At 41.8% G+C, this 14,503-nt stretch carries 15 protein-coding genes; 6 read left to right on the top strand and 9 right to left on the bottom strand.

Annotated elements, in window-relative coordinates; translation table 11 throughout:
- Nucleotides 1-39 precede the first annotated feature (39 nt).
- Entirely contained in the window at nucleotides 40-567 is a 528-nt protein-coding gene (locus ACSLUK_RS10725) for a hypothetical protein (protein ID WP_448548578.1), read from the bottom strand.
- A 343-nt stretch (nucleotides 568-910) separates the two neighbouring features.
- Nucleotides 911-1,537, bottom strand: a complete 627-nt coding sequence (locus ACSLUK_RS10720; protein WP_448548576.1) for a LysE/ArgO family amino acid transporter — start codon at nucleotides 1,535-1,537, stop codon at nucleotides 911-913.
- A 115-nt stretch (nucleotides 1,538-1,652) separates the two neighbouring features.
- Here ACSLUK_RS10720 and ACSLUK_RS10715 point away from each other — a divergent pair, with 115 nt between their 5' ends.
- The 4 genes from ACSLUK_RS10715 (at nucleotide 1,653) to ACSLUK_RS10700 (ending at nucleotide 7,071) form a co-directional block, all read left to right on the top strand.
- Nucleotides 1,653-2,558: a LysR family transcriptional regulator ArgP gene (locus ACSLUK_RS10715; protein WP_448548574.1), complete on the top strand. Its 906-nt coding sequence runs from the start codon at nucleotides 1,653-1,655 to the stop codon at nucleotides 2,556-2,558.
- Between the two features lie 79 nt (nucleotides 2,559-2,637).
- Complete coding sequence (locus ACSLUK_RS10710) at nucleotides 2,638-4,074, top strand: sigma-54 interaction domain-containing protein (protein ID WP_448548573.1); 1,437 nt, start codon at nucleotides 2,638-2,640, stop codon at nucleotides 4,072-4,074.
- Between the two features lie 197 nt (nucleotides 4,075-4,271).
- The gene (ccoG, locus tag ACSLUK_RS10705; protein ID WP_448548572.1) at nucleotides 4,272-5,654 is read left to right on the top strand and encodes a cytochrome c oxidase accessory protein CcoG; all 1,383 of its coding nucleotides are present in this window, start codon (nucleotides 4,272-4,274) and stop codon (nucleotides 5,652-5,654) included.
- A 247-nt stretch (nucleotides 5,655-5,901) separates the two neighbouring features.
- Nucleotides 5,902-7,071 carry a hypothetical protein gene (locus tag ACSLUK_RS10700; protein ID WP_448548571.1) on the top strand — a complete coding sequence of 390 codons (1,170 nt, stop codon included), beginning with the start codon at nucleotides 5,902-5,904 and terminating at the stop codon, nucleotides 7,069-7,071.
- A gap of 116 nt (nucleotides 7,072-7,187) precedes the next feature.
- Here ACSLUK_RS10700 and ACSLUK_RS10695 read toward each other — a convergent pair whose 3' ends face one another.
- The 7 genes from ACSLUK_RS10695 to ACSLUK_RS10665 form a co-directional block, all read right to left on the bottom strand.
- Nucleotides 7,188-7,547, bottom strand: a complete 360-nt coding sequence (locus tag ACSLUK_RS10695) for a VOC family protein (protein WP_448548570.1) — start codon at nucleotides 7,545-7,547, stop codon at nucleotides 7,188-7,190.
- A 104-nt stretch (nucleotides 7,548-7,651) separates the two neighbouring features.
- Nucleotides 7,652-7,942 (bottom strand): YciI family protein, encoded by a 291-nt coding sequence (locus ACSLUK_RS10690; RefSeq protein ID WP_448548569.1) that lies wholly within the window; start codon nucleotides 7,940-7,942, stop codon nucleotides 7,652-7,654.
- Nucleotides 7,943-8,048: 106 nt separating this feature from the next.
- A complete protein-coding gene (locus tag ACSLUK_RS10685) occupies nucleotides 8,049-8,255 on the bottom strand; it encodes a zinc ribbon domain-containing protein (protein WP_448548568.1) in 207 nt (68 codons plus the stop codon).
- Between the two features lie 8 nt (nucleotides 8,256-8,263).
- The gene (locus tag ACSLUK_RS10680) at nucleotides 8,264-8,773 is read right to left on the bottom strand and encodes a GNAT family N-acetyltransferase (RefSeq protein ID WP_448548567.1); all 510 of its coding nucleotides are present in this window, start codon (nucleotides 8,771-8,773) and stop codon (nucleotides 8,264-8,266) included.
- A 13-nt stretch (nucleotides 8,774-8,786) separates the two neighbouring features.
- Entirely contained in the window at nucleotides 8,787-9,278 is a 492-nt protein-coding gene (locus tag ACSLUK_RS10675) for an arsinothricin resistance N-acetyltransferase ArsN1 family B (protein ID WP_448548566.1), read from the bottom strand.
- Nucleotides 9,279-9,299: 21 nt separating this feature from the next.
- Entirely contained in the window at nucleotides 9,300-9,587 is a 288-nt protein-coding gene (locus ACSLUK_RS10670) for a TfoX/Sxy family DNA transformation protein (RefSeq protein ID WP_448548723.1), read from the bottom strand.
- 13 nt (nucleotides 9,588-9,600) lie between these two features.
- Nucleotides 9,601-10,218, bottom strand: a complete 618-nt coding sequence (locus tag ACSLUK_RS10665) for a DUF998 domain-containing protein (protein ID WP_448548565.1) — start codon at nucleotides 10,216-10,218, stop codon at nucleotides 9,601-9,603.
- 255 nt (nucleotides 10,219-10,473) lie between these two features.
- On the opposite strand from ACSLUK_RS10665, the gene ACSLUK_RS10660 reads away from it, so the two are divergent.
- The gene (locus ACSLUK_RS10660) at nucleotides 10,474-12,066 is read left to right on the top strand and encodes an ABC-F family ATPase (RefSeq protein WP_448548721.1); all 1,593 of its coding nucleotides are present in this window, start codon (nucleotides 10,474-10,476) and stop codon (nucleotides 12,064-12,066) included.
- 236 nt (nucleotides 12,067-12,302) lie between these two features.
- On the top strand, nucleotides 12,303-14,453 hold the full coding sequence (locus ACSLUK_RS10655) for a PQQ-dependent sugar dehydrogenase (protein ID WP_448548564.1): 2,151 nt from the start codon (nucleotides 12,303-12,305) through the stop codon (nucleotides 14,451-14,453).
- The last annotated feature ends 50 nt before the right edge of the window (nucleotides 14,454-14,503 follow it).

Genomic DNA, 14,503 nt, shown 5'->3' with positions numbered 1-14,503 from the left:
TTGGGGACGCAGAGTATTCTGCGAGAAATATGAGAACGCCTAACTTAAGGCGCTAATTTGATGGGTGTAAATTTGGTTACTGTCTTTCCATAACGACAGTCTGGCACTTGATTTGGAAGATTGTTGTGTTTCAAACCACTTAACGGATTTATCTGGGTTTGCTAATTTTGCAAAACTGGCACTCAATAACCCAATCGGAAAAAATTCCATTTCCAAAAAGTAATCAGGCTGAACTTGAGGCTCTGCTTGAAAGCACATAGCCGATGCACGGCTAAGAACTGTATGGGTGTCAATATCGAATGGCGTTGGGTTATCGCTAGATTTAAATATTTTTATTGGTGTTTGTGAGGACTCTTGGTGTTTACCCCTACCAACATCATTGAAACTAATAACGCTTACATAGTGACTTGACGCTAGAGCTGATGATTCATCCGAGAATACATTCGGTTGCAACTGAGCTGACAACGCTATTGAAGAGCTTAATATCGTCAACAAAAACAACAGCAACAACATCACTTGGAAAAGCGACGTTGTAGCATTATTTGTCTGTTGTTTGTGATTAACCAAAACGCAGCCAGATTTTCTTTTAACTAGGTAATTAACTCTCTTTATGTGGGCATTCTAATTAATTACAAGCTGAAAATACGTTTAATTTACATTCGAGCTAATGTTTTTGGGTGGCTTATCAAGACACCTGGCTTATCAAGACATGACTAATAAAGACACCCACATTTCGTTAGACTTAAATAAGTTGACCATACAGTGAATACAGCAGCCCAAACGCAATTCCTAACACCATGGCTTATCGAGACACCCATACTTCTTTACCGACTTTTTAGACTTACCTAAAGACTTATAAAGACACCCACATTTCGAAAAGACTTATAAAGACACCCACATTTCGTTAGACTTAAATAAGTTGACCATACACTGAATACAGCAGCCCAAACGCAATTCCTAACACCATAAGGCCGGCAAATAGATTAATACCTCGTTCCACATTTGGCTTTGCCAGCCATGGCGACATCTTTGCAGCACCTGCAGCTAATGTTAGAAACCAAACGATTGACGCAGTGATGGTACCCACTAAGAACAACAGCTTTTCATTACCAACATATTGCCCACTTAAGCTCCCCAAAATCATGATCGTTTCCAGATACAAGTGTGGATTTAACAAAGCAATCGCAAAAGTAGTAGCAATTACAACGCCACGTCCTTTTTTATTCCATTGCTGCTGTGCTTTTGACGGCTGGTATTTAATTGCCTGCTTAATCATTGAGCAGCCGTAATAGAGTAGGAACAACACGCCCCCCCAAGTAATAATTGCAGCGACTGTTGGGTGACTGGTAAGTAAAACCGCGCCACCGTACACGCCAAAAGTAAGCAGTAAGGCATCACACAATATACAGATAAATGCCACCGTCATATGGTAATGACGCTTAATTCCCTGATTAAGTACGTACGCATTTTGCACACCGATTGGAATAATCATACCCAGGCCTATCGCAAACCCTGTGACTAAAGGTGTAACAGACATAACTTTCCTCATAACGACATTGTTGAATTGACGTCACTTTAGAAAACAGCCCATAATAAGTAAAATTAAAGAATTTAATAATACATTAATTTTACTTATGTCAGAGTAACTACGCATGAGAGAACTAGATTACAAGCTGCTGCGGGCATTGCACACTGTCATGCTTGAAGGCAGTTTTGAAAAAGCGGCTAATAAATTAAGCATCACTCAATCAGCCGTATCACAGCGTATTAAGCAGCTTGAACAGCAATTCGCAGAACCTGTTTTGTTACGCACTCAGCCCATGTCACTTACGCCATTAGGTTCTAATCTGTTAACGCACTTTCAACAAGTGAATCAGCTAGAGTCTGACTTGCTTACAGACTTATTTCCCCATGAAAACAAAGGGCCGCTCTCTGTTGCCATTGCACTGAATGCTGATAGTGTTGCGGGTTGGTTTATTCCAGCGGTATCTTCACTGCTTGAACCGCTGAATATCGAACTAGATCTACAAATAGCAGATGAATCGCTCACGCAAGAACGCCTCAAAAATGGTGAAGTATATGCGGCGGTGAGTAGTCAAAGTAAAAGCTCTTCAGCGTATAGGGTAAGGCCGTTGGGTACACTTAAGTACTTCTTAGGTGCCTCCCCTCAATTTATTGCGAAACACTTTCCAAATGGTGTTACCTCTGAGGCACTGCGTAAAGCCCCCACGATGGACTTCAACCAATACGATCAGTTACAAAGTAACTTTTTACAAACCAATTTTGGTATTTCACGTGGGGAATACCCGTGCCACCGTATTCGTTCCGTTGAAGCCATGACACAAATGGTGTTACACAATTGCTGTTATGCCCTGCTCCCTGAGTTTTTGGTCGAGAAAGAGCTGGCTTCCGGCGCGATCATTAATATCCTGCCTAAAAACACCTTTGATCACCGACTTTACTGGCATAGTTGGACATTAGAAAAAGGTCGACTGAAAACACTGTCACAACATATTGTTGACTACGCTCACACGCACTTGTTGCAAACTGATCATTAAAATGGATAATAAACACGATATATCGTGCCATTTGTTCACGGCTAGTTTAAGCTTCAATTTTCACCACTGAGTAACTAATATGCCTACTAATCTCAACCATTTTTTATCAGATGCACAAATCATTTTAGACGCAGTTGGTGAAGGTATATATGGCTTTGATTTAACGGGTAAAGCTGTTTTTATTAATCCTGCCGCCGAGCGCATGACCGGATGGCGCAGTGAAGAATTACTCGGCAAAAAAATTCACGATTATCACCACCATAGCTTTGCTGACGGCAGCCCATACCCAGCTGAAGACTGCCAAATATACAACACCATGAAAGACGGTATTAGTAAGAGTGTGCAAAATGAGGTGTTTTGGCGTAAAGACGGTTCATCATTCCCTGTTGAATACACAACGACACCGATTTACCGAGATGGTGAAATCATTGGAGCTGTCGCTGTTTTTCGCGATGTAAGTCAACAACATGCTGACCGTAGTTCGCTCGAGTCAGCGCTAGCAAAAGTTAAGCATCTTACGCAGCAGTTGCAAGCAGAAAACACCTATTTACAGCAAGCGCTAGAACACCACCAATCATCTACAGGCCTAGTAGGAAACAGCCTGGAGTTTCAACAAATTGCGGCGCAAATCGAACTCGTTGGTCAAACAGATAGTACGGTGTTAATCCTTGGTGAAAATGGCACAGGTAAAGAGCTTGCTGCCAATAGTGTACGCAATGCCAGTAAAAGACGACATAAACCCTTTGTTAAAGTTAATTGTGCGGCTTTCACTGAGTCATTACTGGAGTCTGAGTTGTTTGGCCACGAACGTGGTGCGTTTACCGGTGCTACTGAGCGACGATTGGGCAGGTTTGAACAAGCTCACACTGGTACATTATTTCTTGATGAAATTGGTGAGCTTTCACTAGAAGCTCAAAGTAAGTTGTTGAGAGTATTACAAGAGCAATCATTTGAACGGGTTGGTGGCAATAAAACGATCAAAGTCGATGTTCGTATTATTACCGCAACGAACCGCGATTTAGCCAACATGGTTCAAAACGGTAATTTTCGGATGGATCTGTATTATCGGCTTAACGTGTTCCCGATTAAGATGCCACCGCTTAGAGCACACAAACAAGATATACCACTACTTTGTGAGACATTTATAAAACAACTGAACAAGAAACTTGGCAAGCAAGTGATAGCAATTAGTAATAAAAGCTTAGATTCGCTTGCACGCTATGACTGGCCGGGAAACATTAGAGAGCTGCAAAATGTGTTGGAGCGAGAAATGATACTGTCAACCAACAATATATTGTCGTTTAGCTTTAAGCCTCAACAAAATTTTTCTGTTAGTGACGATATAAATCAATCGCTAGCTGAAATCGAAAGATCTCATATTATTAAGGTGTTAGATCACTACCATTGGAAAATTGGGGGCAAAAATGGTGCGGCAAAACACTTGGGGCTGCCCGACAGTACGTTACGTTCACGCATGGCCAAGCTAGACATTCACCGTCAGACACCGAGCGCCTAATTTTCCCGCACGCCTAACCCTCCCAAGCCCTAAAACCACGACATTTCGCGCAACACACGAAAAACCGTGCCCGCATGTTAATAAACCCGTTCTACAATCACATTAATAACCATAATTTTCAAACACTTAATCTGCACGACGAGTTGGCATTCTTCCTGCTCTAGCAAATTCACATCCCGTTAGCAGTATTTCTAATTATGAGTTTTAACATTAGAGAAGAAGACTTAATCATTAAGCCTTACAAATCAGACAATCAAATTCACATCCGCCAACAAAAAGGAAAGTATCAACGTATCCGACAATATACCGGTACTGTGCTCATGCTGATTTTTATAGCACTACCTTGGCTTAGTTACCATCAACAACAAGCTATTTTGTTGGATATTGAAGCCCAGCAGTTTCGCATATTCGGCCTAACGTTTTTTCCGCAAGATTTAACTATATTGGCTTGGTTATTCATGGCCAGCGCGTTTGCCTTATTCTTTATTACGACTTGGCTTGGTCGTATCTGGTGTGGATTTTTGTGCCCTCAAACCGTTTGGATGTTCATGTATGTTTGGGTAGAAGAAAAAATAGAAGGCAGTCGAAATCAAAGAATCAAACTCGCCAATGGAGAAAAGAATCGCCAATATTATCTTAAAAAAACCACTAAACATGCCGCGTGGCTAGTAATCGCTTTTCTTACTTCAACCACGTTCATGAGTTACTTTGTGCCAGTGAAAATACTCTACACTGAACTTTTCAACCTACAATGGAGCGGTTTGGTTTGGTTTTGGGTTGGTCTGTTCACTTTGTGCACCTATGGAAATGCTGGTTGGCTACGCGAGAAGATGTGCATATACATGTGTCCGTACTCACGTTTTCAATCAGCGATGTTTGACGACAATACTATGCTCGTTGCCTACGACGAAAAGCGTGGTGAAAATCGCGGGCGTAGAAAAAGAAAAGATGACCACAAAGCCATGAATTTAGGCGATTGTGTTGATTGCAACCTGTGCGTAGAGGTTTGTCCCGCGGGCATAGATATCCGCAATGGCTTACAATATGAGTGTATTAGTTGTGGCGCTTGCATCGATGCCTGTGACCAAACTATGTCCAAATTCAACTATGCCAAAGGCCTAATCAGCTTTACCAGTGAAAAACGTTTGCAAGGCCAACAACAAAAAACACTTCGACCAAAAGTGTTGAGCTACGGGAGTTTTACTTTACTCGCATTCCTTTTGATGGCTTTGATGATCCATTTACGTGTACCCGTGGAAGCATCGATTATTCGCGATCGTCACGCACTTTATCGGACCAACTTTGATGGCTCGGTGGAAAACACTTATCAACTGAAAATCACCAATAAGTCACAATTGCGTCAGTCTTATCAACTTGAGGTCGTCGGAATCACGCATGCGAAGTTATCTGTCCCGCCAATTTTCACGATCGACGGGCAAGAAATGATCGTCGTTCCGCTCACCATTACAACAGCACCTGAATACCTCAACCAGCGCATGCAACCAATCACGTTCAAAATTACAGCGCTCGCGCAAGATGATGTTTCATTGGAAAAGTCGAGTTACTTTTACAGTGGCTAGCGCCAAGATATAAAGCACCTTCCTTTGCAACAGCGGCGTATTCTCGTATTTAATACGTCGCTTTTTTTATATGTTATACATGTTGGCCATTTATGGTGGTAAATACATTCCACACAATATTTGGTTATTAATAAATCGCTTAGCTTGGATAAGCAACAATTGAGTATTTTTCGTGTTGCAGTTCACGTAAAAGTCAGTATCATGCCGCCTTTTTTTCAGCAAACTAACATCAGGTACCAGGCCTTCTATGAGAAAACTACTCACTGCTCCGGCTAAAATGAACTTAACCGAACAAGAAAACTCTATTTATCAAAATGCGCTCAAGTTTATTACCGACATTAGTTTGAACCTCATGGCAGTAAAAGTTGAAAACCATCCACAAGACTTTCTTGGTTGGTGCCAGGAGTTGTTGGGTATTTGCCAATATGGCGTGAATCAAGATTTACTGGATGAAGCACAATTTAAGCCGTTTAACAAATTGCAAGATGTATTGCGTCAAGCAATTAGTACGCTTCAGTTAAGAATGCTACGTATTACGCCATGGCCGCTATTTTCGCAATTCATCCAGCAAAACGATGAGAGACAATCGCTCACTGAACGCATAGCGCTGCTCAATTATGTCAGTACGTTGAAAGCGTCCTCGTTTGCAGACATGATAGAAGAAGATCGACTGACTATTTTAGGCAAACACACCGCGAAGCACGAACCCAGTTTATTCCCATTCGATGTTGAATGGTTTGCCAGCACAAGACATGCGCGCAATTTTCATCAAGTAATGACGACTGAAGCACAAATCATCGATGCACTTTGGCAACACATTCCAGACGAAGGTGAAGTAACTTTTGCCCACTACCAAGCGTTCATTGAAAGTTTCCTTAACTTCTGCCAACAGCACTTGCCAGAAGAAAAAGCGTCTTTAACCATAGCGTCGCGCTTATTAGCCATGAAACGTCCAGATACTTTCGTTGCATTGTCGAATGCTAAGTTTGACGCTATTTCACTTGGGTTTGGTATTCCAAAACTTAACAACAGTAGTTTTCAAGATTATTGGTTTGAATTGATTGCCACAATGCGCGAAATGCCTTGGTACAATAGCGAGCAGCCGGAAGATGAATCAGAAGTTACATTGTGGCAATACCGCGCCATTTTGATTGACTGTTTTTTCAATGCTGCGCCGAGTCAGGCGGAGAACTCAAATTATATCAAACTACGAGATAAGCCTAAGAACACAACAGTGAAAATGCCAAGAGCGACTAAACGCACCAAAGCCTCGGCAAAGGAATTGGTTGACCGCGCTTTGACAGAAGGCGATCACCCAGAGTTTTTACACAAAATGCGCGGTACGTTAATTAAAAGTGTTCAAGACGGTAAGACCGTTGAGCAAGCAATTAACTTAATGAAGTCTATCTTTGGATAATTAATACCAATTCGCAACCACAAGCAAGTGAACGACTTTGGACGCGAAGCTAAAAGGATATATTAGCTTCGCCAACCAAAGGTGTTTATTTATTGTAATTCAGTTTACTGGAAAAGTTACTCCAACGGCTCCGACCACACAGCAAACTCTCCGCTACCTGGTTCACTAAAATGAAAACGTCTGCCACCTGGAAACGAAAATATTGGCTTGATAATTTTACCGCCGGCGGCTTCAACACTTGCCAACGTTTGCTCTAAATTGTTGCTGTACAACACAATTAACGCACTTCCCGTTTCGGTTTTCATAGTGTTGTTTGATAAATAAAAGCCTCCGTCAATGCCTTGAGCAGTAAAGCTGCTGTACTCTGGCCCGTAGTCAACAAATGCCCAATTAAACACACTGGCAAAAAACGCTTTCGTTGCCGTTAAATCTGCTGATGGCATTTCGATATAATTGATATTGTGATGTTTTTCCATTAATTAACTTCCTTTCGGCAAATCCTAAAACTTACATCGTTAAAGCATACCATCACTTAATACAAATGAAAGCATTAGCTTACCCCCACGTTAAACCAACTAATTTAAGCTGATAAAATATGGCTAAACGACGGTGCCGCCATAACAGGAAAAAATTCTGTGATGCTGTACTCAACTGCACCACTCTGAACGAATGGATCTGCGTCAAGCACCATTCTTAGCGCCTTTTCTGATGGATGTTGTGAGAGCAAAATCCCACCTGTTCTCGGTATTTTTCTCCCACCAAATAATAACAAGTCCTTTTCATATTCTTTTGCTAAATAAGCCCTATGCGTCTCGACTAGCTCAGGCGTAACCTTTTCAATATCGATAAAATTCATATTAACTAAAAACATCCGTTTCATTCCTTTTTAATGCTACACAATCTGTAGCAGACAATACCACTACAAATTATGTAGCGCAATCTCTGTTTTTAGTTATTTGTATACGTAGAGTTTTTATCTAATTGGTGAACAAATCAAATACATTGCCCAATGTACTTGTTTTTCCACGATAAAATTCAGTATATGTGCAATTAGCACAAATAACTGCAGTGAATTTTCGGTTTTGCATGTCAAATATTTTTGACCAACCGCTCCCCGTTGTAGCGATTGTATCCGTTTCATATTCACGGCAGTCACATTTCGGACATTTCCATTTGTTAGACATAATTGGTATTACTCCTGTTTCGAATTAGTTAAGTGTGTCAAGTGCTTGTGCATGATATAAGAGTCAACCAAACCAAAGCGTTTATGTTTATAGGCTTTAGGAATTGTACCTATGATTGTAAAGCCAAGTTTTTTCCATAGGTTGACAGCAACTTCATTAGTAGAAACTACTGAGTTAAATTGCATTGCGGTAAACCCCAAACTAAGTGCCATTTGTTGCGAATGCTCACACAATTTACGTGCAATACCTTTCCCGCGACATTCAGGATTCACCATATAGCCGCAATTAGCAATATGACTACTTGGCCCTGCGGCATTCGCTTTCAAATAATAGCTACCTAGTATCACACCGTTTTCTTTGGCAATAAACGATTTATCAGGCATCACACACCAAAGCTGATAGGCGTCGTCAACAGACATATCTGGTGCAAACGCATACGTTTCTTGTGCTTCGATTACATTTTTAAAAACAGGCCAGAAAGCCTGAAAATCTTGTCTAGTAATTTCTGTTATTTTCATTATTTTGTTCTGTCTATAGAATCACTTGCCAGTAACCTACATCAATCCAACGCTCAAACTTGAAACCAACTTCAGCAAAATGAGCCACCTTTTTCATACCAAATTTTTCATGTAGCGCAATGCTGGCATCATTTGGTAATGAGATCCCTGCAATAGCCACGTGGTAATTATCAACACGCAACTGCTCAAATAGCGCTTGATATAACAACGTGCCTAATCCCTGTCCATGCGCGACTGAAGAAACATAAACCGTCACCTCTACAGAATGTGCATACGCACAACGCCCTTTCCACTTACTCGCATAAGCATAACCAAGTACAGAGCCATCATCCGACTCTGCAACAAACCACGCTAAACCTGACGATAACGCTTGTGAAATACGCATCGACATTTCTTCAGAACCCACACAAGCTGTTTCAAAGGTTATGATGCTATTTTCAATATACTCGTTGTATATATTCGCAATCGCTTGAGCATCATCGGGAGTTACAATTCTAATGTTCATCAATTGACCTTAAGCTGTTAATTACTTAGGCGCTAGCCCCATATCATCTAATCTAAGCATTATTTCGGTTTTTCGCGTTTTTGCAATGCTTTGCCAATGTATTCCTTCTTGGGCACCAATAATGGCGTAAAGAAAATTTAAGCTTGTCGAAGGCTGTTTCCACTTCAAGCGTTGGTACAATTCAAACGGGTCACACTGATTAAATTGTTCAACCGTGTCTATGCCAACCACAGACAACATTGCAGCGCTTTTTACACCTAACCCCGGTAAGTCGGCGACTGTTGACGTTTTTGTTTTCATACACTTAATCGCATTAATTGTGTTAGTTGGCCGTTACGATTGACAAACCACTTAACCAAATCAGTTGTGCGCTATAACTCAGCCTTTGATGTAAACCAGGATTGGTCTTGTTCTTAAACGCATTAGCAAGTTTAATCATGAAGTAAATCGTTGCCACCAAACAGCCGATGGTGAAAATTCGAAACTCATAGCCAAAATATTGATTTTCAGGCATCAATATCACCATAATTGGCGCGATAATGAGAGACATCAACATGATGAATCCCGCCCACGAATGAATGTTACACGCCTTGGTCGGTGTTTTTGTATATGGGTCTGCATCCATTGGAAAATAACCTGCAACCCAAGTACACATACCGTGAACAATCACCATCAGACCGACGATTTTCATCACAAAGGATATTTCAGGCAATTGCCAAAAATACCAACCAGCCATGCAAAAAATTATGCCTAAAGGATAGTTGTTAATTCGTGGAGATAGTTTTTCTGTTGGGCTGCCTGCTGCCCCAAGTTCACTACAAAATTGTTTGTAATGATCATAATTAGGGTAAAACAAACTGGCGATATAAACGCCAAAAAAAATCCAAACCGATGCTAACACGCCCGAATAAGCTGAAAATTTAACTAGTGCGGCTTCCAAAACTAAATCCTTCTAATGGCAATACGAAATAACTATCTAATCAAGCATAAAGCTTTCAGTGACAAGTAGTTATACCATATTTTTATTACGTAAATTCACTTTTATCACGGTAAAATTGTTTCAAAAGTTGGCGCTCAACTCGTTAGGCAAAATTGACGAAGAATGGCGAAGCTAGCTTAATATTAATCCGATGCTGCAAAAATTGTCTCTCCCCTGTATAATCGCGCGCAATTGTAGGTCGACAGGAGAAGGCATATTACCCTTCAAGCAAATAACATTACGCAACAGTTTGGCGCAAAGCCTCTGTTCGAAAACATTTCACAAAAATTTGGTGGTGGTAACCGTTACGGTTTAATCGGTGCAAATGGTTGTGGTAAATCTACCTTCATGAAAATACTTGGTAGTGATTTAGAACCAACTTCAGGAAATGTTAGCCTCGATCCAAATGAGCGTATAGGTAAGCTACGTCAAGACCAATTTGCATTTGAAAATTACTCTGTAGTAGACACTGTCATTATGGGTCATACAGAGTTATGGGCGGTAAAAGAAGAACGTGACCGTATCTATGCATTGCCAGAAATGAGTGAAGAGGATGGCATGCGTGTTGGCGATTTGGAATCACAATACGCGGAAATGGATGGTTACAGCGCAGAAAGCCGTGCCGGTGAACTACTTATGGGCGTTGGCATTCCAATGGAGCAACACTATGGCTTAATGAGTGAAGTTGCTCCTGGCTGGAAACTGCGTGTACTTCTTGCACAAGCGCTGTTTTCAAATCCGGATATTCTGTTGCTTGACGAACCAACCAACAACTTGGACATCCACACGATTAAGTGGCTTGAAGACACGCTAAATGAGCGTGACTCAACCATGATCATCATTTCCCATGACCGTCACTTTTTAAACAGTGTTTGTACTCATATGGCCGATTTAGATTACGGCGAGTTACGCGTTTATCCGGGCAACTATGATCAATACATGCTGGCAGCTACGCAGGCACGTGCACGTCTTTTAGCAGACAATGCTAAGAAAAAAGCCCAAATTGCTGAACTTCAATCATTTGTTGCTCGCTTCTCAGCTAACGCCTCTAAAGCCAAACAAGCCACTTCACGTGCCAAACAAATAGACAAAATTCAATTAGATGAAGTAAAAGCATCGAGCCGCGTAAACCCATTCATTCGTTTTGAGCAAGAAAAGAAATTGTTCAGAAATGCACTAGAAGTAGAGAAGTTAAACAAAAGCTTTGATGACAACCATGTACTTCAAGACATGAGCCTAATGGTTGAAGTAGGTGAACGCATTGCAATAATTGGTGAGAACGGTGTTGGTAAAACAACATTCTTGCGTACTCTACTTAACGAGTACACGCCAAATTCTGGTGAAGTAAAGTGGTCAGAAAACAATAACATTGGTTATTATGCGCAAGATCACGCCCATGAATTTGAAGAAGACATGAACTTGTTCGACTGGATGAGTCAATGGCGAAGCGAAGGTGACGACGAACAGGTTATCCGTGGTTTCCTTGGTCGTATGTTATTCTCAGCTGACGATATTAAAAAGTCGGTCAAAGTATTATCAGGTGGTGAACAAGGCCGTATGCTATTTGGCAAGCTAATGATGCAAAAGCCCAATATCTTATTAATGGATGAGCCTACCAACCACTTGGATATGGAATCGATTGAGTCATTAAACATGGCATTGGAACAATATGAAGGCACTTTGATATTCGTATCGCACGACCGTGAGTTTGTTTCGAGTTTGGCTACCAGAATCATTGAAATCAAACCAAATGGTTACGTAGATTTCGCCGGTACTTACGACGAGTACTTAGCCGCTCAGCAAGACTAAGAAAAGACTCAACCATACTAATTGAATGCCAGCAATTTGCTGGCATTTTTTTAGTCGTTATCTATTGTGCAATTTAGACACCCACGTTTCTTATCTTATCCTCTAAACGAATCAACACTTTTGTCGAGACACTTTTATCGAGACACCCACACTTCCCAGGCGTCAAATTGAGTGAAATTTAACCAACAAATATTCGTTCATATACATTGTCTGAACTAAATAGTTAGGCCATGCCAATGAACAAGATCAAGAAATTTTTATACACGTGTATTATTGCTATCACATCATTTGCACTGTATGCCAGTGATGTGTCTACCACCTTCCCAACCGACCAAACGTCTGGCCAATTTACGCTAGGTATTGAACCTAAAACAGTAACCTTTACAGGAGGCGAAGTGCGTATTGCTGGTATTACTTCACTGTATCGCAGTGGTAGCCGCGCGTTTATGGTCCGCAATGAAACGGCAGAAATTACCTTTGGTACGCCCGCTGAAACATTGCTTTTTTACATAAAAGCACAGTCTGCTGGCAATGCCTTTGCTCGTTTGCTGGACGAAAACAATATCGAATTGCTTCGCGTTGAGGCCAATAGCTCTAGCTGGACACAAGTCATGCTGACTCATGCTGATGGCATACACAAAGTCGAATTTACAAATACCGCCAACGATTTAGCGGCAATGGAAGACTTTGAATATACTGCCAAAGTAGATACCGGACCACAGCCACCAACGCCAATTGACGACCCAATTGGTGCCATTATTGAAGAAGGTTCAGTTAAAGTTGATCTAACCGCGCTGGCAACAGGACTAGTTTCACCTGTGACAGGCGTTTCATACGCTGCAATGCCGAATTTTGTCTATATCGTCGACCAAATAGGAAAACTTTATAGTTTGGCGCTCGATAGCAACGAATTAGCTATGATACTGGACGTGAGTGGAGATTTGGTCGCGGTTAACCCCAGTTTTGATGAACGTGGATTACTCGGTTTCGCCTTGCACCCAGATTTTGCCAACAATGGCATGGCATATACATATATGTCGGTACCATCTAGCGAATCAGCCGATTTTGCATTAGCATCGGAAGCCAACCACGATACCGCGATTATGCAATGGACTGGCAGTATGAACAGTGAGACTGGCATATCGATTGATGCCAACAGCGGCGTTGAGCTTTTACGTATTGAGCAGCCGCAATTTAATCATAACGGAGGAACGCTGGTATTTGATCAAAGCAATATGCTGCTCATCTCCCTTGGAGACGGTGGTAGTGCTGATGACCAAGGGGATGGTCACAGTGATGGCGGCAATGGCCAAGATATGATGAAAGCATTAGGCAAAGTGCTTCGAATTGACCCACTCGGCAATAACGCTACCAATGGAAAATACGGTATTCCAGCTGATAACCCTTATGTAAATGACGCCAATGTCTTAGACGAAATTTGGATTAGTGGGGTAAGAAATCCCTATCGAATTACTGTAGATGGAGCTGACACTTATATATGTGATGTCGGACAAAATAAAATTGAAGAAGTCACCATGGTTAGCGGCGGTGAGAACTTAGGCTGGCCATTAAAAGAAGGTACGTTTGCGTTCGATATGAATGGCGATGATGACGGTTTTGTTTACGAACCGGCAAACGCAGAACTACCGGAAGGGCTCACAGATCCACACTGGCAGTATGATCATGACGAAGGCATTGCAATCATTTGTGGTTTTGTTTATCAAGGCGCAATTGAAATGCTACAAGAGAAACTGATCTTTGGTGATTGGATTAACCCTACTACAGGCGGCGGCCGATTATTTTACAATGCAGATACGAACCTTATTGCTGATATTCCCATCATGAGTGGCATGGGGACGAATAAACTGCTCGGCTTTGCGCAAACTGCCGGAGGCGACGTACTCGTGTTGACCAATGAAACGGGGTTACCCAACGGAACATCTGGCACAATTAGCATGATGACAGAGGTTCCTAATAGCATGCCCGCTGCAGTCGCTTCAGCAAGCCCAGCGTCAGTAAATGAGGGCGCAGGTGTTACCCTAACAGCCGCAAACTCCACTGACCCGGACGGTGATAGTTTATTCTTTGTATGGACACAAACCGTCGGCACAACGGTTACGTTGAGCGATTCATTAGCCGCTTCACCGACTTTCACTGCGCCAATGGTGACAGCCGATGAAACATTAACATTTATGGTTGAAGTATCCGATGGACATTTGACTGATGTTGCAGAAGTCTCCGTTACCGTTATGGATATTCCGGCTCCGCCTCCTCCACCTGCTAATCCTCCAACTTCAAGTTCAAGCGGTGGTGGTGCTATGGCGATAAGCTTGTTATTACTGGCTTTATGCTATCGAATGAGAACACTAACGATTATTAAAGCCTGAGTCTGAAAACTAAAGATTAGCCCCCTGAAAAAAGCGCTTGAGGTCATTGC

Source organism: Thalassotalea fusca (assembly GCF_053485835.1).
Note: the sequence above shows the minus strand (reverse complement) of the source record. Positions and strands in the feature narration are given on the sequence as shown.

Coding starts and splice junctions, on each gene's coding strand:
- ACSLUK_RS10720 (WP_448548576.1), bottom strand. CDS start 1,537: ATGTCTGTTACACCTTTAGTCACAGGGTTTGCGATAGGCCTGGGTATG.
- ACSLUK_RS10715 (WP_448548574.1), top strand. CDS start 1,653: ATGAGAGAACTAGATTACAAGCTGCTGCGGGCATTGCACACTGTCATG.
- ACSLUK_RS10710 (WP_448548573.1), top strand. CDS start 2,638: ATGCCTACTAATCTCAACCATTTTTTATCAGATGCACAAATCATTTTA.
- ccoG (WP_448548572.1), top strand. CDS start 4,272: ATGAGTTTTAACATTAGAGAAGAAGACTTAATCATTAAGCCTTACAAA.
- ACSLUK_RS10700 (WP_448548571.1), top strand. CDS start 5,902: ATGAGAAAACTACTCACTGCTCCGGCTAAAATGAACTTAACCGAACAA.
- ACSLUK_RS10695 (WP_448548570.1), bottom strand. CDS start 7,547: ATGGAAAAACATCACAATATCAATTATATCGAAATGCCATCAGCAGAT.
- ACSLUK_RS10690 (WP_448548569.1), bottom strand. CDS start 7,942: ATGTTTTTAGTTAATATGAATTTTATCGATATTGAAAAGGTTACGCCT.
- ACSLUK_RS10685 (WP_448548568.1), bottom strand. CDS start 8,255: ATGTCTAACAAATGGAAATGTCCGAAATGTGACTGCCGTGAATATGAA.
- ACSLUK_RS10680 (WP_448548567.1), bottom strand. CDS start 8,773: ATGAAAATAACAGAAATTACTAGACAAGATTTTCAGGCTTTCTGGCCT.
- ACSLUK_RS10675 (WP_448548566.1), bottom strand. CDS start 9,278: ATGAACATTAGAATTGTAACTCCCGATGATGCTCAAGCGATTGCGAAT.
- ACSLUK_RS10655 (WP_448548564.1), top strand. CDS start 12,303: ATGAACAAGATCAAGAAATTTTTATACACGTGTATTATTGCTATCACA.